Origin of the sequence: Pseudomonas hydrolytica (assembly GCF_021495345.1) — a bacterium.
GTDB lineage: Bacteria > Pseudomonadota > Gammaproteobacteria > Pseudomonadales > Pseudomonadaceae > Aquipseudomonas > Aquipseudomonas hydrolytica.
Window position 1 is genome coordinate 2065571 of sequence record NZ_CP099397.1, and the last position, 25148, is coordinate 2090718.

Annotated in this window: 20 protein-coding genes; 8 read left to right on the forward strand and 12 right to left on the reverse strand. The window is 64.7% G+C overall.

Going from position 1 to position 25148, the window contains the following annotated elements; genetic code table 11:
• Nucleotides 1-15: 15 nt before the first annotated feature.
• Together L1F06_RS09495 and L1F06_RS09500 are read left to right on the forward strand one after the other, a co-directional pair.
• A complete protein-coding gene (locus L1F06_RS09495; RefSeq protein ID WP_129483367.1) occupies nucleotides 16-501 on the forward strand; it encodes a glutathione peroxidase in 486 nt (161 codons plus the stop codon).
• Nucleotides 498-956, forward strand: a complete 459-nt coding sequence (locus L1F06_RS09500) for a MarR family winged helix-turn-helix transcriptional regulator (protein WP_012018378.1) — start codon at nucleotides 498-500, stop codon at nucleotides 954-956. The genes L1F06_RS09495 and L1F06_RS09500 overlap by 4 nt, the downstream gene beginning before the upstream one ends.
• Here the strand turns inward: L1F06_RS09500 and L1F06_RS09505 are convergent.
• Nucleotides 946-3309: a response regulator gene (locus tag L1F06_RS09505; RefSeq protein WP_435301311.1), complete on the reverse strand. Its 2364-nt coding sequence runs from the start codon at nucleotides 3307-3309 to the stop codon at nucleotides 946-948. The genes L1F06_RS09500 and L1F06_RS09505 overlap by 11 nt on opposite strands.
• A 66-nt stretch (nucleotides 3310-3375) precedes the next feature.
• Here L1F06_RS09505 and L1F06_RS09510 point away from each other — a divergent pair, with 66 nt between their 5' ends.
• Both L1F06_RS09510 and L1F06_RS09515 read left to right on the forward strand, forming a co-directional pair.
• The gene (locus L1F06_RS09510; RefSeq protein ID WP_003243774.1) at nucleotides 3376-4266 is read left to right on the forward strand and encodes an ATP-binding protein; all 891 of its coding nucleotides are present in this window, start codon (nucleotides 3376-3378) and stop codon (nucleotides 4264-4266) included.
• Entirely contained in the window at nucleotides 4263-4745 is a 483-nt protein-coding gene (locus tag L1F06_RS09515; protein ID WP_003243776.1) for a GAF domain-containing protein, read from the forward strand. The genes L1F06_RS09510 and L1F06_RS09515 overlap by 4 nt, the downstream gene beginning before the upstream one ends.
• Nucleotides 4746-4783: 38 nt before the next feature.
• On the opposite strand, the gene guaD is transcribed toward L1F06_RS09515, so the two are convergent.
• The 5 genes from guaD to L1F06_RS09540 all read right to left on the reverse strand — a co-directional run bounded on the left by guaD (nucleotide 4784) and on the right by L1F06_RS09540 (nucleotide 12704).
• On the reverse strand, nucleotides 4784-6091 hold the full coding sequence (gene guaD, locus L1F06_RS09520; RefSeq protein WP_129483369.1) for a guanine deaminase: 1308 nt from the start codon (nucleotides 6089-6091) through the stop codon (nucleotides 4784-4786).
• Between the two features lie 117 nt (nucleotides 6092-6208).
• Nucleotides 6209-7039 carry a xanthine dehydrogenase accessory protein XdhC gene (xdhC, locus tag L1F06_RS09525; RefSeq protein ID WP_129483370.1) on the reverse strand — a complete coding sequence of 277 codons (831 nt, stop codon included), beginning with the start codon at nucleotides 7037-7039 and terminating at the stop codon, nucleotides 6209-6211.
• A gap of 281 nt (nucleotides 7040-7320) precedes the next feature.
• A complete protein-coding gene (gene xdhB, locus L1F06_RS09530) occupies nucleotides 7321-9717 on the reverse strand; it encodes a xanthine dehydrogenase molybdopterin binding subunit (RefSeq protein ID WP_129483371.1) in 2397 nt (798 codons plus the stop codon).
• A gap of 27 nt (nucleotides 9718-9744) precedes the next feature.
• On the reverse strand, nucleotides 9745-11184 hold the full coding sequence (gene xdhA, locus L1F06_RS09535) for a xanthine dehydrogenase small subunit (RefSeq protein WP_129483372.1): 1440 nt from the start codon (nucleotides 11182-11184) through the stop codon (nucleotides 9745-9747).
• 386 nt (nucleotides 11185-11570) lie between these two features.
• The gene (locus L1F06_RS09540; RefSeq protein ID WP_129483373.1) at nucleotides 11571-12704 is read right to left on the reverse strand and encodes an alkane 1-monooxygenase; all 1134 of its coding nucleotides are present in this window, start codon (nucleotides 12702-12704) and stop codon (nucleotides 11571-11573) included.
• Between the two features lie 232 nt (nucleotides 12705-12936).
• Here L1F06_RS09540 and L1F06_RS09545 point away from each other — a divergent pair, with 232 nt between their 5' ends.
• From L1F06_RS09545 to ligA, 4 genes are all read left to right on the forward strand, one after another.
• The gene (locus L1F06_RS09545) at nucleotides 12937-13596 is read left to right on the forward strand and encodes a GntR family transcriptional regulator (protein WP_012018967.1); all 660 of its coding nucleotides are present in this window, start codon (nucleotides 12937-12939) and stop codon (nucleotides 13594-13596) included.
• A gap of 6 nt (nucleotides 13597-13602) precedes the next feature.
• The gene (gene smc, locus L1F06_RS09550; protein ID WP_129483374.1) at nucleotides 13603-17091 is read left to right on the forward strand and encodes a chromosome segregation protein SMC; all 3489 of its coding nucleotides are present in this window, start codon (nucleotides 13603-13605) and stop codon (nucleotides 17089-17091) included.
• A 170-nt stretch (nucleotides 17092-17261) separates the two neighbouring features.
• Entirely contained in the window at nucleotides 17262-18083 is an 822-nt protein-coding gene (zipA, locus tag L1F06_RS09555; protein ID WP_096826668.1) for a cell division protein ZipA, read from the forward strand.
• 60 nt (nucleotides 18084-18143) lie between these two features.
• Nucleotides 18144-20504, forward strand: a complete 2361-nt coding sequence (gene ligA, locus L1F06_RS09560) for an NAD-dependent DNA ligase LigA (RefSeq protein ID WP_129483375.1) — start codon at nucleotides 18144-18146, stop codon at nucleotides 20502-20504.
• Nucleotides 20505-20645: 141 nt separating this feature from the next.
• Here ligA and L1F06_RS09565 read toward each other — a convergent pair whose 3' ends face one another.
• From L1F06_RS09565 to nhaD, 6 genes are all read right to left on the reverse strand, one after another.
• Entirely contained in the window at nucleotides 20646-21014 is a 369-nt protein-coding gene (locus tag L1F06_RS09565; RefSeq protein WP_003243796.1) for a glutaredoxin family protein, read from the reverse strand.
• A gap of 64 nt (nucleotides 21015-21078) precedes the next feature.
• Complete coding sequence (folE, locus tag L1F06_RS09570) at nucleotides 21079-21624, reverse strand: GTP cyclohydrolase I FolE (RefSeq protein ID WP_003243798.1); 546 nt, start codon at nucleotides 21622-21624, stop codon at nucleotides 21079-21081.
• 85 nt (nucleotides 21625-21709) lie between these two features.
• Nucleotides 21710-22267 carry a Smr/MutS family protein gene (locus tag L1F06_RS09575; protein WP_012018962.1) on the reverse strand — a complete coding sequence of 186 codons (558 nt, stop codon included), beginning with the start codon at nucleotides 22265-22267 and terminating at the stop codon, nucleotides 21710-21712.
• A 109-nt stretch (nucleotides 22268-22376) separates the two neighbouring features.
• The gene (locus L1F06_RS09580) at nucleotides 22377-22697 is read right to left on the reverse strand and encodes a hypothetical protein (protein WP_003243803.1); all 321 of its coding nucleotides are present in this window, start codon (nucleotides 22695-22697) and stop codon (nucleotides 22377-22379) included.
• An 80-nt stretch (nucleotides 22698-22777) separates the two neighbouring features.
• The gene (locus tag L1F06_RS09585) at nucleotides 22778-23374 is read right to left on the reverse strand and encodes a cysteine hydrolase family protein (RefSeq protein ID WP_003243805.1); all 597 of its coding nucleotides are present in this window, start codon (nucleotides 23372-23374) and stop codon (nucleotides 22778-22780) included.
• Between the two features lie 337 nt (nucleotides 23375-23711).
• Complete coding sequence (gene nhaD / locus L1F06_RS09590) at nucleotides 23712-25004, reverse strand: sodium:proton antiporter NhaD (protein ID WP_003243807.1); 1293 nt, start codon at nucleotides 25002-25004, stop codon at nucleotides 23712-23714.
• Nucleotides 25005-25148 lie beyond the last annotated feature (144 nt).

The following is a 25148-nucleotide window of genomic DNA, read 5'->3' on the forward strand; positions in this document are numbered from 1 at the left end:
TCAGGACGATTCCTCATGAGCAACGCACTTTTCGATATCCCGGTCACCACCATCAAGGGCGAGCAGAAGACCCTGGCCGACTTCGACGGCAAGGCCGTACTGGTGGTCAACACCGCCAGCAAGTGCGGATTCACCCCGCAGTACAAGGGCCTGGAAAGCGTCTGGCAGCAGTACAAGGACAGGGGCCTGGTAGTGCTCGGCTTCCCCTGCAACCAGTTCGGCAAGCAGGAGCCGGGCGACGAGGGTGCCATCTCCGAGTTCTGCGAGCTGAACTTCGGCGTCAGCTTCCCGCTGTTCAAGAAGGTCGACGTCAACGGTGCCGACGCTCACCCGCTGTTCGTGCAACTGAAGAAGCGCGCCCCTGGCCTGCTCGGCAGCCAGGGCATCAAATGGAACTTCACCAAGTTTCTGATCGGCAAGGATGGCCAGGTGGTCAAGCGCTTCGCCCCGACCACCAAGCCCGAAGAGCTCTCCAGCGAGATCGAAGCCCTGCTCAAATGACCGCTTTCGATACCGCCGGGCTGCAGCTGGACAACCAGCTGTGCTTCAAGCTTTACGCCGCCTCGCGCGCGGTCATACGCGCCTACAAGCCGATGCTCGATGCCCTCGGTCTGACCTACCCGCAGTACCTGGCGATGCTGGTGCTGTGGGAGTGGCAGGAGCAGGCCCCCGAACAGCCGACGCTCAAGGCGCTCGGGCAACGCCTGCAGCTGGATTCGGGCACCCTCACGCCCTTGCTCAAGCGCCTGGAGCAGATGGGCCTGGTGCTGCGACGCCGCGCCGAGGCGGATGAGCGTGAGGTGCATCTGACCCTGAGCGAGGCAGGCAGAGCGTTGCGGGCGCAGGTCGCGCCGCTCAAGGCGCAGCTGCTGTGTCAGCTGGGCGATGATGACCTGCTGGAAATGGATGGCCTGCGCCGCAGCCTGGATCGTCTGCTGACCCGCTTCAGCGCGTGACTTCGACAGGCAGCCAGCTGTCGAGCATGGCGGCCAGTTCCTCGCGGCGGAAGGGTTTGGCCAGGTAGTCGTTCATGCCGGCGGCGCGGCAGCGCTCGCGTTCGTCGGACAGGGCGTTGGCGGTCAGCGCCACGATGGGCAGCTCCGGCCAGCGACCGTTGGCGCGAATGCGGCGGCTGGCCTCGTAGCCATCCATCACCGGCATGTTGCAATCCATCAGCACCAGATCGACGGGCTCCCATTCGAGTGCTTCCAGCGCTTCGCCGCCATGGCCGGCGACCAGCACCTGGCAGCCCAGCTTGGCCAGCATGCCCTTGGCCACCATCTGGTTGACCGGATTGTCCTCCACCAGCAGCACGCGGGCCGAGCGCTCGCGCTGAGGCTGGGTCTGAGCCTGGCTCTGGGCGTCGGCGGTATCGCTGTGAAAGGTGTGCCGCAACACCTGCAGCAGCCCGCTGCGGGCCAGCGGCCGGGCGATCTGCTGCAGCGGGGCGAGACGCAGGGCTTGATCGTTGGGCAGGAAGTTGCCGTAGGCCGTGACCAGGAGGATGGGCGTGCCCACGGCAGGACGTATGCCGAGCAGGCATTCGGGGCAATCGCTGATCAGCAGGTCGGCCTCGATGCCCAGCAGGCTGGCATCGGTGTCCAGGCGCTGGTAGTCCAGGCCCCAGGTCGGCAGCCATTGGCTGAGCATCTGCTGCAGGCCGCTGCTGGCGGGGGTCAGGGCGACGATACGACCTTGCAGGCGCGGTTGCGGGGCGGGCCCACCATGGTCAGGTAGCGGCAGCTGCGCATAGAACTCGCTGCCGAAACCTTCTTTCGATTGCAGGCTGAGGCTGCCGTGCATGGCTTCGCAGAGGCGGCGGGTCAGCGCCAGGCCCAGGCCGGTACCGCCGTATTCGCGCGTGATGCCGACCTCGGCCTGGGCGAACGGCTGGAAGATGCGTGCCTGGGCATCTGCGGCGATGCCGATGCCGGTGTCGCGGACGCGGATGCCGACGCCTTCGTCAGTGCGCACCACCTGCAGGTCGACGCGGCCGAAACGGGTGAATTTCAAGGCGTTGGACAGCAGGTTGCTGACGATCTGGCGCACGCGGGTCGGGTCGCCGACGACCTGTGCCGGCAGCTGCGGGTCGATCAGGCAGGTCAGCTCCACCGCGCCGGCGGCGTTCTGCGACAGCAGGCTGGCAGTTTCCTCGGCCAGCACGCCGAGGTCGAAGGGAATCTGTTCCAGCTCCAACTGCCCGGCCTCGAACTTGGAGAGATCGAGAATGTCGTTGAGCAGCTCCACCAGCACCTTGCCGGAGTCGTGGGCGATGCCCAGCTGCTGCCGTTGCTCGGCGCTGAGCGGGCCATCCAGGGCCAGGGCGAGCATACCCAGCAGGCCATTGAGCGGGGTGCGAATCTCGTGACTCATGTTGGCCAGGAAGGCCGAGCGGGCCTGGGCCATGTTCAGCGCCGTGGTGCGCGCCACCTCCAGCTCGGCATTGGAGCGGCTGAGGCGGGCGTTGGTGGCCTTGAGTTCGGCGGTACGTGCCGAGACGATGTTTTCCAGCTCGGCCAGGTACTGGGTCAGGCGGTCTTCCGCATGGCGGCGCTGCTCGATCTCCTTGGCGATGCTCGACAGCTGGCGATTGGTGACCTCCACCAGCGTGCCAATCTCGTCGCGCTCATGGCCTTTCGGGCAGGGGACCGGGCGGTGCTGTGGGTCCTGCGGGTTGCGCTCGCTGAGTGCGCGGATCACGCCGACCAGGGGCTTGGTCAGCATGAAGTAGAACAGCACCAAGAGAATCAGCGAGAGCAGCAGGCTGCGAGCGAAGCCGGTCAGCAGGGTCAGTAGCGAGCGCCGCAGAAAGTGGCTGCCGAAGGCGTAGGTGTCCACCTCCAGATGCAGCACGCCGAGCGCCTCGTTGGGGGCATGGGCGACGTAGAGCGGGTCGGAGAATTGCCGCTGGGCGCCGAACAGGCTGTCGCTGAACACCCGATAGCGACTTTCGCGACGCGGGCGGCTGACACTGGCCAGCACCAGGCCGCTGTTGTCGATCAGTTCGGCGCGGGTGACGGCAGGCGAGCGCAGCAGGCCGAGCACCAGCTCCTGAGCCAGTTCGGCGTCGATGTTGTAGGCGATGCGGGCGGCCGGGTTGTGGCTGATTTCCAGCAGCGCGCGAATCTCGCGGTTGATGGAGGCCTCTTCGCTGGCATAATCCACGGCCACTTGAGTGACGCTGAGCAGCGTGCCGAGGATAAACGCCACCAGCACGGTAAGGCCGGCCTGTTTGAATGACAGGCGGTGGGTGAGCGAAATATCCATCAAGGCGGTTATGGTCTCTGATCCTGAGCGCCTGCCAAGCATAGCCGATAGCGGCGCTATATCGCAGACTCCGCAACGTGCGGTTCTGCGCAAAAGGAGTAGTGGATCGTGGATTCCCGATTGCAGAGTTTTCTAATCCGCGCCGAGCAGGTGCTGGAGCGTCTCGAGCCCTTGTTGCCGGCTCTGCGCCCCGAATTGGACTGGCAGCAGTGCGTGGCGGCCCGCTGGGTGCGCGATGGGCGCAGCGGCTTTCTGCAGCCGTTGGACGTCAGCCTGGACCTGTCCTTGAGCGACCTGCTCGGTGTCGACGCCCAGCGCGAGCAGCTGGCGCGCAACACCCGCCAGTTCGTCAAAGGCCTGCCGGCCAATCACGCCCTGCTGTGGGGCGCGCGCGGCACCGGCAAGTCGTCGCTGGTACGGGCGCTGCTGGCCGAGCATGCCGCGGCCGGGCTGCGCCTGATCGAAATCGAGCGTGATCATCTGGCCGACCTGCCGCGCGTGGTTGCCTTGCTGGCCGGGCTGACGCAGCGCTTCGTGCTGTTCTGCGACGACCTGTCGTTCGAAGCCGGCGAGGGCGACTATCGCGTGCTCAAGACCGTGCTTGACGGTTCGCTGGAGCAGGCGCCGGACAATGTGCTGCTGTATGCCACGTCCAATCGTCGTCACCTGGTGCCCGAGCGTCAGAGTGACAACGAGAACTGGAAGATGGTCGACGGCGAGCTGCATCCCAGCGAGGCGGTGGAAGACAAGATCGCGCTGTCGGACCGTTTCGGTCTGTGGCTGTCGTTCTACCCCTTCAGCCAGGACCACTACCTGATCGTGGTGCGTCACTGGGTCGGCGTGCAGGCGCGCCAGGTGGGCCTGGACTGGGCCTGGGACGAGGCGCTGGAAAAGGCCGCCATTCGCTGGGCGCTGGCTCGGGGCAATCGCAACGGCCGCTGCGCTTATCAATTCGCCCGCCACTGGGTCGGGCTGCAACTGTTGGAGCAACAACCATGATCGACCTTTCCCAGACTGGCGCCGGGATGGATGGCTATCCGCTGCTGGCTGCGCAACTGGAGGCGCTGCTGGCGGGCGAGCGCGACTTCATCGCCAACGCCGCGCAGTTCTCCGCTTTTCTCTTTCATGAGCTGGCGGATCTGAACTGGGCCGGTTTCTATCTGGTGAAGGACGGCGAACTGGTACTCGGGCCGTTTCAGGGCAAGGTGGCCTGTGTACGCATTGCCTTCGGGCGTGGCGTTTGCGGCGCGGCAGCGGCCAGCCTGCAGACGCAGCGCGTGGAGGATGTGCATGCGTTCGCCGGCCATATCGCCTGTGACAGCGCTTCGAACAGCGAACTGGTGGTGCCGCTGGTCAAGGAAGGGCGCCTGATCGGGGTGCTGGACCTGGACAGCCCGTCGGTCGGGCGTTTCACCGAGGTGGATCAGGCGGGTATCGAAGCGCTGGCGGCGATCTTCCTGGCGGCCAGCGACTGCTGAGGCGCCGGCTTGAGGTGGCTGCGTTGTAGACCCGGTGTTCAGGCTTCGCGTTGGTGCACCGACACGCCAGTGGCGAAGGTTTCCTTCACTGCGCGGTCATCGCCGAGCATGGTCAGGGCGAACAGGCGTTCCTCCAGGCTTCTGGCCTGCTGCATGCGGTAGCTCATCAGCGGTGTGGCGTTGTAGTCCAGCACCAGGAAGTCGGCGTCCTTGCCGGGCAGGAAGTTGCCCAGCTTGTCGTCCAGATACAGTGCATTGGCACCGCCCAGGGTGGCCAGGTACAGCGACTTGAACGGGTCGAGTTTCTTGCCCTGCAGCTGCATGATCTTGTACGCCTCGTTCAGCGACTGCAGCTGGCTGAAGCTGGTGCCGGCGCCGACATCGGTACCCAGCCCGACGCGCACGCCATGGGCTTCCAGCTTGTTCAGGTCGAACAGGCCGCTGCCGAGGAACAGGTTGGAGGTCGGGCAGAAGGCCACGGCCGAGCCGGTTTCGGCGAGGCGCGTGCACTCGTCGTCGCACAGGTGCACGCCATGGGCGAACACCGCGCGCGGGCCGATCAGCTTGTGGTGGTCATAGACGTCCAGGTAGCCCTTGCGCTCGGGAAACAGTTCCTTGACCCATTCGATTTCCTTGCGGTTCTCGGACAGGTGGGTGTGCATGTACAGATCCGGGTACTCGCCCAGCAGCTTGCCGGCCAGCTCCAGCTGCTCTGGCGTGCTGGTGGGGGCGAAGCGCGGGGTGACCGCATAGTGCAGGCGGCCCTTGCCGTGCCAACGCTCGATCAGTGCCTTGCTCTCGGCGTAGCCGGACTCGGCTGTGTCGGTCAGGTAGTCCGGGGCGTTGCGATCCATCAGCACCTTGCCGGCGATCATGCGTAGGTTGAGCTTGTCGGCCTGCTCGAAGAAGGCGTCCACCGACTGCGGATGCACGGTGCCGAACACCAGGGCGGTGGTGGTGCCGTTGCGCAGCAGTTCCTTGAGGAAGATCGCCGCCACGTCGCTGGCATGGGCCTTGTCTTCGAACTGCCGCTCGGTGGGGAAGGTGTAGGTGTTGAGCCAGTCCAGCAGTTGCTCGCCGTAGGAGGCGATCATGCCGGTCTGCGGGTAGTGGATGTGGGTGTCGATGAAACCGGGGGTAATCAGCGCGTCGCGGTAGTGTTGAACCTCGACGCCGGCCAGCTTCGGCAACAGCTCGGCGGCGGGGCCAACCTGGGCGACCTTGCCGTTTTCGATCAGCAGGATGCCGTCCTCGAAATATTCATAGGACTGCTCGACACCGACCACGGCGGGGTCGGCGAGGCTGTGCAGGATGGCGGCGCGGTAGGCTTTGGTATTGATGGTCATCTGTTACGTCTCGATTGAGCGGGGCAGTGCGTAGGGTGTGCTGTGCGCACCACTGGCAATGCGGTGTTATTGGTGCGCGCGGCGCACCCTACTGGGCGCACTGCGAATTAGGCAGAGTCAGGACCGGCGCGAGGCGGGCAACAGCTTGGCGACGCTGGACTCACCCTTCTTCGCGTCCTGGCCGAAGCTGGCGTTATAGGTGGCGATCACCTCGCCGGCGATGGACACGGCAATCTCCACCGGCAGCTTGCCTTTCACTTCGGGCAGGCCCATGGGGCAGCGCATGCGCGCCATCAGGGTGTCCGCGAAGCCGCGTTCGCGCAGGCGGTGCTCGAATTTGACGCGCTTGGTCTTCGAGCCGATCAGGCCGTAGTAGGCGAAGTCGCCGCGTTTGAGGATCGCCGCGGTCAGCTCCAGGTCGAGCTGGTGGTTGTGGGTCATGACGATGTAGTAGCTGCCGGGCGGCATGTTCTCCACCTCGTCGACCACCTCGTCACCCACGATCTTCTCCACGCCGGCGGGGATGTGCTCGGGAAATTCGTTTTCCCGCGAGTCGATCCAGCGCACCTTGCACGGCAGGCTGGCGAGCAGCGGTACCAGCGCGCGACCGACATGGCCGGCGCCGAACACGGCGATCTGCGCCTGGGGCTGGCCCATGGGCTCGAACAGCAGCACGGTGGTGCCGCCGCAGCACTGGCCCAGGCTGGCGCCGAGGGAGAAGCGCTCCAGGCGAGTGTCCTGGCTGCGGCTGGCGAGCATCTCGCGGGCCATTTCCATGGCCTTGTATTCCAGATGGCCGCCGCCGATGGTCTCGAAGATGCGCTCGGCGGTGACCACCATCTTCGAGCCGGCATTGCGCGGCGTCGAGCCGCGTTCTTCGATGATGGTCACCAGCACGCAGGCTTCACCTTTTTGCTGCAGCTCGGCGAGGGCACTGATCCAGCTCATTTGCTCAGCCTCCAGGAAGGCGTGGTCTGTCCCGGGCGCGGCAGGCGCCAGTTGCTCGGCGACGGATCGAGAATCGGCTCCGGCGCCGGGCGAGCGGGGCGGTTATTCGGTTCGGTGTGTTTTGTCATTGTTGTACACCTGTTTAATTCGAACTACATGGCTGTTCACCCCTCTCCCGCTTGCGGGAGAGGGGCGGGGGAGAGGGTGGCCTGTTCGATCGAGTCGTCCGAGCCTCCCTCTCCCCAACCCTCTCCCATGAATGGGAGAGGGAGCCGATCGTGTTACGCCGGTTCAACCTCGGCAGCGCTGGCAGCCTTGGCCGTCGTCTTCAGCTTGCGCATCTGTTCCACACCCCAGAGCACGCGCTCAGGCGTGGCCGGGGCGTCGATCTGCGGTTGCACCTTGTAGTCGGCCAGGCTGGCCACGGCGTCCTTCAAGGCGCACCAGGCGGCGATGCCGAGCATGAAGGGCGGCTCGCCCACGGCCTTGGAGTGGAACACGGTGTCTTCCGGGTTCTTGCGGTTCTCCACCAGCTTCACGCGCAGGTCGATGGGCATGTCGGCGATGGCCGGGATCTTGTAGCTGGCCGGGCCGTTGGTCATCAGCTTGCCCTTGGCGTTCCACACCAGCTCCTCGGTGGTCAGCCAGCCCATGCCCTGGACGAAGGCGCCTTCAACCTGGCCGATGTCGATGGCCGGGTTCAGCGAATCGCCGACGTCATGCAGGATGTCGCCACGCAGCATGCGGTATTCGCCGGTCAGGGTGTCCACCAGCACTTCCACGCAAGCCACGCCGTAGGCGTAGTAATAGAAGGGGCGGCCGGCCGCCTTGTCGCGGTCGTAGTAGATCTTCGGCGTACGGTAGAAGCCGGTGGAAGACAGCGAGACCTGACCGAAGTAGGCCTTCTGGATCATCTCCTCGAAGGACAGGAAGTGGTCGCGCACGCGCACCTGGCCGTTGCGGAATTCCACATCTTCCGGGGTGACCTTGTACTCGCGCACCAGGAAGTCCACCAGGCGCTGCTTGATGGTTTCGGCTGCGTTCTTCGCCGCCATGCCGTTGAGGTCGGCGCCGCTGGATGCGGCGGTCGGCGAGGTGTTGGGCACCTTGTCGGTGTTGGTGGCGGTGATCTGGATGCGCTCGATATCGACTTGGAACACTTCGGCGACGACCTGGGCGACCTTGGTGTTGAGGCCCTGGCCCATCTCGGTGCCGCCGTGGTTCAGGTGGATCGAGCCGTCGGTGTAGATATGGATCAGCGCGCCGGCCTGGTTGAGGAAGGTGGCGGTGAAGCTGATGCCGAATTTCACCGGGGTCATGGCCAGGCCTTTCTTCAACACAGGACTCTTGGCATTGAAGGCGCGGATTTCTTCACGGCGCTTGGCGTACTCGCAGCTCTGCTCCAGCTCGGCGGTCATCTCGTGGATGACGTTGTGCTCGACGGTCTGGTGGTAGTGGGTGACGTTGCGCTCGGTCTTGCCGTAGTAGTTGAGCTTGCGCACTTCCAGCGGGTCCTTGCCCAGGCTGCGTGCGACGGCGTCCATCACTTCCTCGATGGCGACCATGCCCTGCGGGCCGCCGAAGCCGCGGTAGGCGGTGTTCGAGGCGGTGTTGGTCTTGCAGCGATGACCGTTGATGGTGGCGTTGCCGAGGAAGTAGGCATTGTCGGAGTGGAACATGGCGCGGTCGACGATGGAGCCGGACAGGTCCGGTGAGTAGCCGCAGTTGCCGGCCAGGTCCATCTCGATGCCATGCAGCAGGCCGTCGTTATCGAAGCCGACGTCGTACTCGACATAGAAGGGGTGACGCTTGCCGGTCATGCTCATGTCTTCCATGCGCGGCAGACGCATCTTGGTCGGCCGGCCGGTGAGGTGGGCGATCACCGCGCACAGGCACGCTGGGCCGGCGGCCTGGGTTTCCTTGCCGCCGAAACCACCGCCCATGCGGCGCATGTCGATGACGACCTTGTTCATCGGCACGCCGAGCACCTCGGCCACCAGCTTCTGCACCTCGGTGGGGTTCTGCGTCGAGGTGTAGACCAGCATGCCGCCGTCTTCGGTGGGCATCACCGAGGAAATCTGGGTTTCCAGGTAGAAGTGCTCCTGGCCGCCGATATGCAGGCTGCCCTGCAGGCGACGCGGGGCGCTGGCCAGCTTGCTGGCCGAGTCACCGATGCGGTGGGTGTGGCTGGCGAGCACGAAATGCTTCTTGCGGTAGGCCTCGACCACATCGAGCACCGGCTCCAGGTCCTCGTACTCGACGATCGCGGCCATGGCCGCCTTGCGTGCGGTCTCCAGGCTGTCGGCGGCCACTGCCAGCACCACCTGGCCAACGTACTCGACCTTGCCGTCGGCCAGCAGCGGGTCGCCGGCAACTACCGGGCCGATATCCAGCTGGCCCGGTACATCGTCCTTGGTGATGGCGATGGCCACGCCCGGAAACTCGTAGCAGGGGCGGGTGTCGATGCGCAGGATGCGCGCATGGGCGCGATCCGACTGGCGCGCATAGACGTGCAACTGGTTGGGGAATTCCAGACGGTCGTCGACATAGACCGCCTCGCCGGTGACATGCTTGTCCGCGCTCTCGTGCTTGACGCTGCGGCCGACGCCGCTGGTCATGCCGGCGCGGAACAGGGCGGCCAGCTCTTCCTGGGATTTGTGTTCGATATGACTGGACATCTTCGTCTCCAAAAAAATGCTGCGCGCTCAGGCGTAAGCCGTGACCCGGGTTTCGATTTCGGGTGACTGCTGTTCCAGGAAGAACTTGCGCAGCAGGTTCTGGGCAGTGAGCAGGCGGTATTCCTTGCTGGCGCGGAAATCCGACAGCGGGGTGAAGTCCTCGCCCAGTGCTTCGCAGGCGCGTTCGATCACGCCGGGATACCAGGCCGAGCCGACCAGGGCCGCTTCGCAGGCGCTGGCGCGTTTGGGGATGGCGGCCATGCCGCCGAAGGCGATGCGCGCGTCTGTCACCACGCCGTCGACGATAGTCAGGTTGAAGGCCGCGCAGACGGCGGAGATGTCGTCGTCCAGGCGCTTGGACACCTTGTAGGCGCGGAACGCCTGGTTGGCCTGGGAGCGCGGCACGATGATCTTCTCGATGAATTCGGCTTCCTGGCGGGCGGTCACCTTGTAGTCGAGGAAGTAGTCCTGCAGCGGCAGGATGCGTCGGGTGTTGCCCCGGCGCAGGGCGATCTGCGCGCCGAGGGCGATCAGCAGCGGCGGGGCGTCACCGATGGGCGAGGCGTTGCCGATATTGCCGCCCAGGGTGCCCTGGTTGCGGATCTGCAGCGAGGCGAAACGGTGCAGCAGCTCGCCGAAGTCCGGGTACTCGCGCGACAGCGCTTCGTAGCAGTCGGACAGCGCCGCGGCAGCGCCGATTTCGATGGCGCTGTCGGTCACTTCGATGCGCTTCATATCCTCGATATGGCCGACGTAGATCATCACCGGCAGTTCACGGTGGAACTGGGTGACTTCCAGGGCCAGGTCGGTACCGCCGGCGAGCAGGCGGGCTTCCGGGTTGGCGGTGTAGAGGTCGGCCAGGTCGGCCACGGTCAGCGGCACCAGGCAGCGCTTGTCGCCGCTGTTGAGCTCGGCGGTTTCGCGCGGGGCGATGGCCTTGAGCCGGGCCACGGTGTCGGCTTCGAAGGCGTCGAACTGGTCCGGCTGCTTCTGGCAGCAGGCCTGCTCGGCGGCGTCGATGATCGGGCGGTAGCCGGTGCAGCGGCACAGATTGCCGGCCAGGGCTTCCAGCGTGGCGCCCTTGTCGAAGCCGGTGGAGTTCTTCTGCAGGGCGAACAGCGACATGATGAAGCCGGGGGTGCAGAAGCCGCACTGCGAGCCATGGCAGTCGACCATCGCCTGCTGCACGCTGTGCAGCTTGCCCTGATGCTTGAGGTCTTCGACGGTGATCAGCTGTTTGCCGTGCAGGCTGGAGACGAAGGTCAGGCAGGAGTTGAGGGTGCGATAGCGCACGCGCTCGCCATCGAGCTCGCCCACCACCACGGTGCAGGCACCGCAGTCGCCGGAGGCGCAGCCTTCCTTGGTTCCGGTCTTGCCAACGTGCTCACGCAGATAGTTGAGCACGGTGACGTTGGGGTCCAGGGCATGCTCGGTGCGCAGCTCCCGGTTGAGTAAAAACTGGATCAAGGACGACCTCCAGGCACTTTATTGTTATGACTCGGTTGGCTGGCCAGGTGATGCACGCACTGCAGGGCCCTGGCGCGGGCTGCCATGGGGTCAATCTAGAGTTTTCTGACTTTTGGGTCAACAAATATTTGACCCTGTGGTCAGCTGCTTGTCATGCAAATCGGTTATGAGGCCGCCATGCGTTCAGCGTAGCGACTTTCATGCCAGCGCAGGCGCTGCCAGAGGGTAGGGTGCGCCATGCGCACCGCTGTTCAACTAAGCAGCAGGTGCGCACGGCGCACCCTACAAAGCCAAATCGCTGCATCAACAAGCAAATACGACATAGCCAAAACAAAACCCCGGGAGCCTGCGCTGCCGGGGTTGGGATGGGGAGGGTGGCTCAGGGCTTACGTCAGCTGCGATTCGCTCAGCTGATGTTCCTCGCCGGCGTAGTAGGCGCGGACCTTGGGGTCCATCACCGCGCGCCACAGCGGCGGGAAGAGGGCGAGTACGATCATCCCCGCATAGCCATTGGGCAACTGCGGGCTGTCGTCGAAATGGCGCAATACCTGATAACGGCGTTTGGCGTAGGCGTGGTGATCGGAGTGACGCTGCAGGTGGAACAGGAACAGGTTGGTAAGCAGGAAGTTGCTGTTCCATGAATGGTGCGGATTGGTGCGCTCGTAGCGGCCGTTGTCCAGTTTCCGCCGGTGCAGGCCGTAATGCTCGACGTAGTTGACGATCTCCAGCAGGGTGAAGGCCATCACCGCCTGGCCGAGGAAGAACAGCGCGCCGAGTGCGCCTAAGGCCAGGGTGAAGCCGAGCAGCAACAGCGCGCTTATTGCGTACCACCAGATCAGTTCGTTGCGCCAGTGCAGGGCCGGCAGGCCGCGGCGCCCCAGGCGCTCGGCCTCCAGCTTCCAGGCGTTGAGGAAGTTGTGCTTGTAGGCGTGCGGCAGAAAGGCGTACAGGCTCTGGCCGAAGCGCGAGGAGGAGGCGTCCTCGGGCGTGGATACGTGCACGTGGTGGCCGCGTACATGCTCCACCTTGAAGCCGGCGTAGCACACCGCCGCCAGCAGCAGGCCCCCGGCATTCTGTTCCAGACGCGGATCCTTGTGGATCAGCTCGTGCGACACGGTGATGCCGATGGCCCCCATCACCGTGCCGACCGACAGCACCCAGCCGAGCTGGCCGACCCAGCTCCAGCCTTCGTAACTGACGAAAATCCAGCCGCTCCAGATCAGCATCGCCAGCAGCAGCGGCACTGTCGCCAGGCTCAGCAGGCGGTAGTAGCCCTGAGCCTCAAGCGCCGGTACTTCCTCGCGTTCGTCCGGGTTGGCCGGGTCGCGACCCACGACGAAATCCAGCAGCGGAATGACGCCGAACACCACCGTGATCACCAGCCAGGCCCAGGCATCGGCGTGCGCGCTGCCCAGCGACCAGTAGTAGCTGAGGGGTATGCCGAGTACCGGGATCAGCCAGATCCAGTAGCCGACTTTCTTCAGTGCGATCATCCAGTGCGAGGGCAGGCGTTCGAACATGGGGGCTCCGCTTGATTCTTGTTATGAATGCATTGGTAGGATTGTAGGACAATCGTCTTCTGCGACTACCCCTGACAGCCCGACCTTTCGAACGGAAAGCACCGCGCCCGGACGCTTGGCCCGGTAACACCCTGTGTTACACTCGCCGCCAGTTTTTTTGGCTCCCGCCCAGCCGTGGCGGGGCTCCCAGACTCGACCGCCCGCCCCTGGATCGACGCAAATAAGGAATGTCATGACGTTCAAGGCCCCGGACAGCCTCGCCGAGCAAATTGCCCATTACCTGGCCGAACGCATCATTCGCGGTGAGCTCAAGGAACGCGAGCGCATCCAGGAGCAGAAGGTCACCCAGGCGCTCAATGTCAGCCGTGGTTCCGTGCGCGAGGCGCTGCTGATTCTCGAGCGCCGCCACCTGATCGTGATCCTGCCGCGCCGCGGCGCCCAGGTCACCGAACTGACTCCGCACAAGGTGCAGAGCCTCTACGGCCTGGTGATCGAGCTGTACATCCTGCTGGCGCGCGCGGTGGCCGACCGCTGGCAGGCCGAAACCGATCTGGCGCCCTTCCTCGATATCCAGCGACGTCTGCAGGACAGCCTCGAGCGCAGCGATATCGGCGCCTTCGTCGAGAACAGCTTCGACGTCATGCGCGCCGCCTTCCCCTTCGCCGACAACCCCTACCTGCAGGAAACTCTGGAGAACCTGCTGCCGGCCATCAGCCGCACCTACCACCTGGCGCTGGAGCGGCGCAAAGGCGAGATGGGTCAGTTCATGAACACCTTCGCCAGCCTGCTGCAGGCGATCATCGCCCGCGATCACGCCCGCGCCCGCGAAGTGCTGCAGGCCTACGGTCAGCACAACTGCCAGCTGGTGCTGGCGACCCTGGCCGAGCGCTAAGCCCAGATGCGCCTGAAAAGCATCAAGCTGGCCGGCTTCAAGTCCTTCGTCGATCCGACGACGGTGAGCTTTCCCAGCAACATGGCGGCGGTGGTCGGGCCCAACGGTTGCGGCAAGTCCAACATCATCGACGCCGTTCGCTGGGTGATGGGTGAAAGTTCGGCGAAGAACCTCCGTGGCGAGTCGATGACCGACGTCATCTTCAACGGCTCCAACACGCGCAAGCCGGTGACCCAGGCCTCCATCGAGCTGATCTTCGACAACAGCGACAACTCGCTGGTGGGCGAATACGCCGCCTTCGCCGAGATTTCTATCCGCCGCCGGGTGACTCGCGACGGGCAGAACACCTATTTCCTCAACGGCACCAAGTGCCGTCGCCGCGATATCACCGATATCTTCCTCGGCACCGGCCTGGGGCCGCGCAGTTACTCGATCATCGAGCAGGGCATGATCAGCAAGCTGATCGAGGCCAAGCCCGAGGAGCTGCGCAATTTCATCGAGGAAGCCGCCGGCATCTCCAAGTACAAGGAGCGCCGCCGCGAGACCGAGAACCGTATCCGCCGCACCCAGGAAAACCTGGCGCGCCTGACCGACCTGCGCGAGGAGCTGGAGCGCCAGCTCGAACGTCTGCACCGTCAGGCCCAGGCGGCGGAGAAGTACCAGGAATACAAGGCCGAGGAGCGTCAGCTCAAGGCCCAGCTGCTGGCCCTGCGCTGGCAGACCCTGAATCAGCAGGTCGGCAGCCGCGAGCAGGTGATCGGCGACCAGGAAGTGGCCTTCGAGGCGTTGGTGGCCGAGCAGCGCAGTGCCGATGCCGCCATCGAGCGCCTGCGCGATGGCCATCACGAACTCTCCGAACGGTTCAACCTGGTGCAGGGCCGCTTCTATTCCGTGGGTGGCGATATCGCTCGCGTCGAGCAGAGCATCCAGCATGGCCAGCAGCGTCTGCGCCAGTTGCAGGACGACCTGCGCGAGGCGGAAAAGGCGCGCCTGGAAACCGAATCGCACCTTGGCCATGACCGCACCCTGCTGGCCACTCTGGGCGAAGAGCTGGAGATGCTCCTGCCCGAGCAGGAGCTGACCACCGCCGCTGCCGAGGAGTCCGCCGCCGGCCTGGAAGAGGCCGAGGCCGCCATGCATGGCTGGCAGGAGCAATGGGACGGTTTCAACCAGCGCAGCGCCGAGCCGCGTCGCCAGGCCGAGGTGCAGCAGTTGCGCATCGCCCAGCTGGAGCAGAGCCTGGAGCGCCTGGCCGAACGCCAGCGCCGACTGAACGAAGAGCTGCAGCAATTGGCGGCCGACCCCGAAGACGCCGCCATTCTCGAACTGAACGAACAGCTCGCCGCCGGAGAGCTGGAGCACGAAGCCCTGCAGCTGGCCGAAGAGCAGCAGGCCGAGCGCCTGCAGCAATTGCGCGAGGAGTTGCAGCAAGCCGGCCAGGCGCAGCAGCAGGCTCAGGGTGAACTGCAGCGGCTGAACGGCCGTCTGGCGTCACTGGAGGCCCTGCAACAGGCCGCGCTCGATCCCGGGCAGGGCGCAGGCGACTGGCTGCGCGAGCAGAACCTGCTGCAGCGTCCGCGCCTGGCCGAAGGGCTGCGCGTGGAAGCCGGCTGGGAGCTGGCGGTGGAAACCGTGCTCGGCGCTGACCTGCAGGCCGTGCTGCTGGACGATTTCGCCGGGCTGGATTTTGCCAGCCTGGAGCAGGGCGAGCTGCGCCTGGCCAGCCCGGGCACCGCTGGTGGCCGTCGCGCCGGCAGCCTGCTGGACAAGATCGAGTCGAGCCACGATCTGTCGCCCTGGCTAGCCAGTGTGCGCCCGGTGGAGTCGCTGGAGCAGGCTCTGGCGGCTCGCGCGCAGCTGGCCGATGGCGAAAGCCTGATCAGCCGCGACGGCTACTGGGTCGGCCGGCATTTTCTGCGCGTACGCCGCGCCGCCGAGGCGGACAGCGGTGTACTGGCCCGCGGCCAGGAACTGGAACGCCTACAGCTTGAGCGCGAGGAGCGCGAAGCGGCCCTGGCGCAGCTGGATGAACGCCTGATGGCGCTACGCGACGAGCAACGCCGCCAGGAAGAACAACGCGAGCAGCAACGCCGCCAAGGCCAGGAACTGGCGCGCCAGGTGAGCGAGCTAAAGGCGCGCCTGTCCGCCAGCCAGGCCAAGGCCGAGCAGTTGGGACTGCGTCGCCGCCGTCTGCAGGACGAACTGCAGGAAGCGGCCGAGCAGCGCGAGATCGAGCAGGAGCAACTGGGCGAAGCGCGCCTGCAACTGCAGGATGCATTGGACGCCATGGCGCTGGATAACGAGCAGCGCGAAAGTCTGCTGGCCAGCCGCGACAGCCTGCGTGAGCGCCTCGACCGTGTGCGCCAGGAAGCGCGTCAGCACAAGGATCACGCTCACCAGCTGGCGGTACGGGTCGGTTCGCTCAAGGCGCAGCACGACTCCACCCGCCAGGCGCTGGAGCGTCTGGAGATGCAGGCCGAGCGCCTGCACGAGCGGCGTGAGCAGTTGTCGCTGAATCTGGAAGAGGGCGAGGCGCCTCTGGAAGAGCTGCGCATCAAGCTCGAGGAGCTGCTCGAGCGGCGCATGGCGGTGGACGAGGAACTGCGCCAGGCGCGCCTGGCGCTGGAAGATGCCGACCGCGAACTGCGCGATGCCGAGAAGCGCCGTACCCAGGCCGAGCAGCAGGCGCAGATGCTGCGCAGCCAGCTCGAGCAGCAGCGCATGGACTGGCAGTCGCTCAACGTGCGACGCAAGGCCCTGGCCGACCAGCTCGCCGAGGACAATTACGACCTGCACGGGGTGATCGCCACCCTGCCGGCCGAGGCCACGGAAAGCGCCTGGGAAGAAGAGCTGGAGCGCATGGCCGCACGCATCGCCCGGCTCGGGCCGATCAACCTGGCAGCCATCGACGAGTATCAGCAGCAGTCCGAGCGCAAGCGCTACCTGGATGCGCAGGACGCGGATCTGGTCGAGGCCCTGGAAACCCTGGAAAACGTCATCCGCAAGATCGACAAGGAAACGCGCAATCGTTTCAAGGACACCTTCGATCAGATCAATGGCGGTTTGCAGGCACTCTTTCCAAAAGTTTTCGGTGGCGGCAACGCTTATTTGGAACTCACCGGCGAAGATTTACTCGATACCGGTGTAACCATCATGGCGCGGCCCCCGGGCAAGAAGAACAGCACCATTCATTTGCTCTCCGGTGGAGAGAAAGCGCTGACGGCGTTGGCGCTGGTGTTTTCCATCTTCCAGCTTAATCCGGCGCCGTTCTGCATGTTGGATGAAGTGGATGCGCCGCTGGACGACGCCAACGTGGGTCGCTATGCGCGTCTGGTCAAGGAAATGTCGGCGACGGTGCAGTTCATCTACATCACTCACAACAAGATCGCCATGGAAATGGCCGATCAACTGATGGGGGTCACCATGCACGAGCCGGGCTGCTCGCGCCTGGTGGCGGTGGATGTCGAAGAGGCGCTGGCGATGGTGGAGAGCTGATGCGTCTGCCTGTGTAAAGTTGCCTTTCGTCGTGCTAGCTTATTGCCCACTTTTGTTACACGCGGAAAACGTCAGATAGAACATGGAGTTGGCGTCGCGTTTTATAGTCAAGTTGTGATCCGGTTGATTGGATCTTTTTTTCACCAGAATTTTTAGGGGTCGGGTATTTCATGGAATTCGGTCTGCGCGAATGGCTGATCGTTATTGGCATCATCGTTATCGCTGGCATTCTCTTCGACGGCTGGCGCCGCATGCGCGGTGGCAAGGGCAGGCTCAAGTTCAAGCTCGACCGCAGCTTCGCCAACATGCCCGACGATGACAGCGACCCCGACCTGCTCAGCCCGCCGCGTGTGGTCAAGCGTGAGATGGAGCCGCAACTGGACGAGGACGATCTGCCCTCGATGAGCGCCAAGGAGCTGCCGCGCCGCTCGCGCAACGAACCGCAGCAGGGCGACCTCAATCTGGCCGTCGACGAGCCGGTACCGACTCTGCTCAATCCGGTCGACGACAAACCCCAGGAGCCGAAGAAATCCGCCAAGCCCTCGGCCGAAGCCGCGCCGGTGGAGGAAGTGCTGGTGATCAACGTCGTTGCCCGCGACGACCTCGGCTTCAAGGGCCCGGCATTGCTGCAGAACATCCTGGAAAGCGGTCTGCGCTTCGGCGAAATGGACATCTTCCATCGTCACGAGAGCATGGCCGGTAACGGCGAGGTCCTGTTCTCCATGGCCAACGCGCTCAAGCCCGGTACTTTCGATCTGGACGATATCGAAGGCTTCAGCACTCGCGCGGTGAGCTTCTTCCTCAGCCTGCCCGGTCCGCGTCATCCCAAGCAGGCCTTCGACGTGATGGTCGCAGCTGCCCGCAAGCTGGCCCACGAACTGGGCGGCGAGCTGAAGGATGACCAGCGCAGCGTGATGACCGCGCAGACCATCGAACATTACCGCCAGCGCATCGTCGAGTTCGAGCGCCGGCAGCTGACACAGAAACGCTGACCCGTACACGAAGTCAAAAGAGAGCAGCCAAGGCTGCTCTTTTCGTTTGAGAGACCGAGCATGACCGACGCCGCCCAACGTATTTCCGAACTGCGCAACGAACTGGATGCGCACAACTACCGTTACTACGTGCTGGACGAACCGAGCGTGCCCGACGCCGAGTACGACCGTCTGTTCCGCGAGCTGCAGGCGCTGGAAGCCGAGCATCCGGAGCTGGTCACGCCCGAGTCGCCGACCCAGCGCGTCGGTGGTGAGGCGCTCAGCGCCTTCGGCGAGGTGCGCCATGAAGTGCCGATGCTCAGCCTGGGCAACGCCTTCGAGGAAGACGACCTGCGCGCCTTCGACCGCAGCGTACAGAGCGGCCTGGGCCTCGCTGGCGGGGACCTGTTCGGCGGCGGCGCCGAGCTCGAGTACAGTTGCGAACCCAAGCTCGATGGCCTGGCCGTCAGCCTGCGCTACGAGAATGGCCAACTGGTGCGCGGCGCCACGCGCGGCGATGGCAGCACCGGCGAGGACATCAGCGCCAATGTGCGCACTATCCGCAACGTGCCACTCAAGCTGCAGGGCGATGGCTGGCCGCAGGTGCTGGAAGTGCGTGGCGAAGTATTCATGCCCAAGGCCGGCTTCGAGGAGCTCAATGCACGCCAGGCCGAGGCCGGCGGCAAGACCTTCGCCAACCCGCGCAACGCCGCCGCCGGCAGCCTGCGCCAGCTCGACCCGAAGATCACCGCCAGCCGCCCGCTGGAGTTCTGCTGCTATGGCGTTGGCCAGGTCAGCGGCGAGCTGCCGGGCACTCAAGTGGCCATGTTGCAACAGCTCAAGGCCTGGGGCATTCCGATCAGTCGCGAGCTGAAACTGGCCAAGGGTGTGGAGGCCTGCCTGGATTACTACCGCGATATCGGTCAGCGGCGCATGAGCCTGGCCTATGACATCGATGGCGTGGTGTTCAAGGTCAACAATATCGAGGATCAGCAGCAGCTGGGCTTTCGCGCGCGCACGCCGCACTGGGCCATCGCCCACAAGTTCCCTGCGCAGGAAGAGCTCACCGAACTGCTCGACGTGGAGTTTCAGGTGGGGCGCACCGGTGCAGTCACCCCGGTGGCGCGGCTCAAGCCGGTCAAGGTGGCGGGCGTGATGGTGGCCAACGCCACCCTGCACAACATGGACGAAGTGGCGCGCCTGGGTGTGATGATCGGCGACACGGTGATCATCCGCCGCGCCGGCGACGTGATCCCGCAGGTGATGGCGGTGGTGCCCGAGCGTCGCCCGGCCGATGCGCGGCCCGTGCATATCCCCGAGCAGTGCCCGGTGTGCGGCTCGGCGGTGGAGCGCACGCAACTGATCAAACGCAGCAAGGGCAAGGCCAGCGTCAGCGAAGGTTCGGTATACCGCTGCGTCGGCCGGCTGAGCTGCCAGGCGCAGCTCAAGCAGGCGATCATCCATTTCGTCTCGCGTCGCGCCATGGATATCGAGGGCCTCGGCGACAAGACCATCGAGCAACTGGTGGACGAGAAGCTGATCGGCTCGCCGGCCGACCTGTACAAGCTGAGCTTCGAGCAGATCATCGGTCTGGAAGGCTTTGCCGAGGTTTCCAGCAACAAGCTGCTGGCAGCCATCGAGAACAGCAAGCGGCCGAGCCTGGCGCGTTTCATCTATGCCCTCGGCATTCCCGACGTGGGCGAGGAAACGGCCAAGGTGCTGGCCCGTTCGCTGGCCTCGCTGGAGCGTGTGCGTCAGGCGCTGCCCGAGGTGCTCACCTACCTGCCGGATATCGGCCTGGAAGTGGCCCACGAGATCCACAGCTTCTTCGAGGATGCGCACAACCAGCAGGTGATCAGCGCCTTGCTCGGCGAGTGCGGCCTCGAGTTGCAGGACGAAGGCGAGCTGAGCGCCGAGTTCTCCGCCGTGGCCACGCTCGGCGGCATGCTCGACAAGCTGAACATTCCCACTGTCGGCCCGGGAGCGGCGCAGAAGCTGGCCGAGCGCTTCGGCAGCCTGGAAGGCGTGCTCAATGGCGACTGGCTGGACATGCGCCAGGCACTGCCCGAGAGGCAGGCCAAGGCGGTGCGCGAGTTCTTCGACGAGACGGCCAACGCCCAGCGTGCCCGCGCCATCGAGCAGCAGCTGCGCGAGTTCGGCATGCACTGGGAAAGCGAGAAGAAGGTCGCCGAAGGTCTGCCTTTGGCCGGCCAGACCTGGGTGCTGACCGGCACCCTGGAGGTGATGAGCCGCGACGTCGCCAAGGAAAAGCTGGAAAGCCTGGGTGCCAAGGTGGCCGGTTCGGTGTCGGCCAAGACCCACTGCGTGGTCGCCGGCCCCGGCGCCGGCTCGAAGCTGGCCAAGGCCAGCGAGCTGGGGGTGAAGGTGCTGGATGAAGCGCAGTTTCTCGAGCAGCTCAAGAGCTACGGCATTGAAGCGTAGGGCGGGTGAACCCGCTCTACGACCTCCCGGATTGCATCCGGGCTACGAACTGAGCGATACGATCCCGGTGCGCACGGCGCACCCTACATCCGTCGACACCAACCGTAGGGTGCGCCATGCGCACCTTGGCCTCTGCGATCCTCAAGCGGCGAAGCGCTGATCCAGATAGGCGATGATCGCCTTGGACTCGTACAGCCAGGTGCTCTGGCCGTTTTCCTCGATGCGCAGGCACGGCACCTTGATGCGTCCGCCTTGCTGCTCCAGCGCCTGGCGGTGCTCGGCATCGTGCTTGGCGTCGCGCAGTTGTACCGGCAGGTTGAGGCGGTGCAGGGTGCGCCTGACCTTGACGCAGAACGGGCAGGCGTGGAACTGGTACAGCGCCAGATTGGCCGTGGCGCGCTCGACTTCGGCTTGCGCCTCGGGGCTGCGCTTGAGCTTGCGCGGGCGGCTGATCCAGTCAACGAACACGACCAGCTGGCCCAGGCCGATACGAAGGGCTTTGAGCAACATCTTTCTAACTCCTGAAATGCCGACGGCCGTTCACCGAAGTGAGCGGCCGTCGTCTTGAGCGGGATCAGCGAACCAGATTGAGGAATTCGCCGCGAGTCGCCGGGTTGGTGCGGAATTCGCCGAGCATCACCGAGGTGACCATGGAAGAGTTCTGCTTCTCCACGCCGCGCATCATCATGCACATGTGCTGCGCTTCGATGACCACCGCCACGCCGAGGGCACCGGTGACCTGCGCGACCGCTTCGGCGATCTGGCGGCTGAGGTTCTCCTGGATCTGCAGGCGCCGGGCGTACATGTCGACGATGCGCGCCACCTTGGACAGGCCGAGCACCTTGCCGTTGGGGATGTAGGCGACATGGGCCTTGCCGATGAACGGCAACATGTGGTGCTCGCACAGCGAGTACAGCTCGATGTTCTTGACCAGCACCATTTCGCTGTTGTCGGAGCTGAACAGCGCGCCGTTGGTGACTTCCTCCAGCGTCTGCTGGTAGCCGCGGCAGAGGTACTGCATGGCCTTGGCGGCGCGCTTGGGCGTATCCAGCAGACCTTCGCGGGTGGCGTCTTCGCCGAGCTGGCCGAGGATCGCTGTGTAGTGTTGTTCCAGGGACATGGAAAATCCTGTTGGGTATCGAAGGGCGCAGGGTAGGGCGCCGTCAGGGGCCTGACAAGAGCGTCAGGTGCCAATGCGACGCAGGTTACTCGTCGCGGCCATCCATCATGGTGCGCTTGAGCAGGATATACACGGCGCCGGTGCCACCGTGCTTGGCCTGACAAGAGGTGAAGCCCAGCACTTGCGGGTGCTGGCGCAGCCAAGTGTTCACATGACTCTTGATCATCGGCTTGCGCCCGTCCATGCGCACCGCCTTGCCATGGGTCACGCGCACGCAGCGCACCTCTAGCCTGGCGGCTTCGGCGAGGAACTCCCACAGCGTGTCACGCGCTTTCTCGACACTCATGCCGTGCAGGTCGAGGCTGCCGTCGAAGGGAATCTGGCCGAGCTTGAGCTTGCGCATCTGCCCTTCCTGCACGCCATTGCCGGCCCAGTAGAGCGGGTCCTCGGCGCCGACGTCGATGACGAACTGGTCGGACAGGCCGTCCACCTTGGTCTCGCCCTGGCTGATGGTTGCCGCCTGGCGCAAGGTCGTGAACTGCTTGCGGTCGGGTTTGGGTTTGCCGGTGTCGGCACGGTCGTGCTTGATCGGCTTGACGCCGCGCAGCTCGGCCTTGAACAGGGAAATGTCGTCGTCTTGCATCGGAAGCTCCGCGAAACAGGCGGGCATTTTAGGGCGTGCCGCTCCTGGCGGCCACCCTGTGGGCCAGCGCGACGCGAGACCCAATAGCTGCGTGCTGTTTTCTACCTGCTCAGTCGCGCTTTTTCATCAGGTGTGGCGACAGGCTGAGATCGCTGGGGCGGCGCAGACGCCTGCGGCAGCGGCGCCAGAAAGCGATGCCGGCCCAGAGCAGGAACAGGCCGAGCAGCAGCAGAGCAATGGCTTCGCCAGTGGAGTCGTTGAGGCCGCCCAGGGCCGGCGCTCGTCCCACCAGCGAGGCGACACCGGCCATGGCCAGGAGAATGCCGAGGGTAGCCAGCAGCGCGCCCAGGCCTGCACCGACACGCAGCCGCCAGCTCTTGGGCTGGCGTGGACGCAGTCGGCGTGCATCGAAATCATCGGACAGCTTCATGCCGATTTCCTTTGGCTTGTCGGCGCTATGACCGGTCGGTGTCCCCGGGGTTCCGCCGGTTCGTCACGGCCATTGCCGACTCAGATCAGCGATTTGGCCTGGGGCACCAGGGTGGCGAAGTTGTCGCCCAGGGCAATCATCTCGATGCGATGCACTTCGGCGGCGGCGATCACGCTGCCGTCCGGAGCGGGCAGATCACGCGTGGCGCAGGCGGCATCGACCAGGGTGCAGCGATAACCATAGTCCTTGGCGGCGCGTACCGTGGTGCTGACGCTGGAGTGGGTCATGAAGCCGCAGACGATCAGGTCCAGGTGGCCGAGCGCCTGCAGGCGGTCGTGCAGTTCAGTACCGGCAAAGGCGTTGGGCAGACGCTTTTCCACCACGATTTCACCGGCCAGCGGAGCGGCTTCCGGCAGGTGGCGACCGCGCGGGCCGCTGGGGTCGAGCAGGCCGCCGGGAATGCCGAGGTGTTTGACGTGAACGATGTCGGTGCCGGCTGAGCGGGCAGCGGCCAGCAGGCTGGCGATCTCGGCGAGGGCGGGGTCCAGGCCGGGCAGGGCGAGCACGCCGCTGCGATACTCTTCCTGGGCATCGATGATCAGCAAGGTCGCATTGCTCAGGCTGGCCGGTGCGTGACCACGACCGGTGAGCTGGAACATGGTTTGCGGAAGGGACATCTCGGACTCCTGGCTGATGGTGATGATGTGCCATTGTCCGCTTGCCAGAGCGCTCTGTGAACCTCTATCTGCGTCAATGCTTGCTCGCCCGCCAAGGGCGGAGCAGAATCGGAACTGCTCCAAAGGAATCGGAGTCGTACGCAAAAGGAGTTGCTCATGTCACTTTTTTCGCAGTTTTCCTCGCATTTCTGGCTGCTGTTCTCCGTGGCGGTCGCCATCGCCGTCCTGCGCGAGTTGCGTCGCCCGCCGGATGAGCCGCGCTGATCCGGCGTCGGCTCGCAAACCTAGTGCTTGACCGGCGTGTTTCTCTGCCAGGCCATGGCGGCGCGCTGCCGCGTCAGCCGCCCAGGCCCAGCCACTGGAACTGCAGGTACCAGATACCGAGCGAGCCGAGGAAGTTGACCAGGATCGCCGGCAGAAACTTCAGGTGCACGCCGAAGCTGTAGCTCTTGTCCAGCGTCATGGCCATCACCCCGGCCGCTGAGCCCACCACCGTCAGCGAACCGCCGATACCCACCATCAGCGCATTCAGCGCCCATTGATCCAGACCCAGATTGGGGTTGGACATCAGCGCGGCAGCCTCCACCGGTACGTTGTCCATCACCCCGGAGGCCACGCCCAGCACCACGTTGACCAGGGTCGGATCGAGCAGCTCGAACAAGCGCGAGATATAGGACAGCCAGCCGACGTGGTTGAGGCAGGCCACCGAGGTGATGATGCCGATGAAGAACAGCAGGGCGTTCCACTCCACCTTCTGCAGCTGCTCGTGCCAGCGCGTCTCGATGCCCAGGCGGGTGAGCAGCCAGCTGTACAGCGCCACCAGCCCCAGACCGATACCGATGGCGAACTCGATGCCGACCTTGAGCACGATGTTGCACAGCACCGCGCCGATCACGGCAATGAAGCCCACCAGCGCCAGGCCGGCGCCGCCCGGTTTGAGCCGGCTCTCGCTGGCATCCACCTTGCGGATCAGCTGCTGGCCGTCCAGCTTGTTCAGGTAGAACAACTGCAGGGTGGCGGCGAACAACAGCCAGCCGATCAGCGCCGAGGGGATCAACAGCAGCAGGCCGGCGATGCTGATCTTGCCGGCCAGTACCACCATCAGGCTGGTGGAGGTGCCGAGGAACCAGACCCCGGAGTTGGACGCCACCACAATGTTGCACAGCGCCACGTGGGTGTAGCGCGGGTGGCTGGAGATGCTGGTGATGGTCTTGCCGAAGATCATCGCCGTGGTGAAGTTGTTGAGAAAGGGCGACAGGGTTGCCGACAGCGCACCGGTGGCCCAGAACATGCCGCGGGCGCCGAGGCCCTTGCGCAGCAGGTAGCCGTTGAGCGCGGTGAATACGTTTCGCTCGTTGAGCAGCTCCACCACCATCCACATGAAGGCCATGAAGGCGATCAGGCCGAACAGCTCTTCCTTGGTTTCGCTCTGGGCGTGGAGGAAGTACTGGAAGCCGTTGGGATCGGTCAGGGCGTAATGCAGGCCGATGACGATCAGGCCGGACATCATGAACATGGCCGGCTTGAACTTATCCATCTCCAGTTGTGCTTCAAAAACTATCAGCGTCATGCCAATAAGGAATATCGCCAGCACGAGCAAGCCCGTGAGCGAGAAGGGGTCGATGACCATGGAAAATCTCGTTGAGAAGGGATGGGAAGGGTTAAGAATTCGTTGCAAATTATAACGATGTGACCCGGATCCTGGCAGCGGTCAAATGGCGACTTCACGACATTTATCTGTGGCCATGCGTCCTTCGTGCGGTCTGGGCTAAAC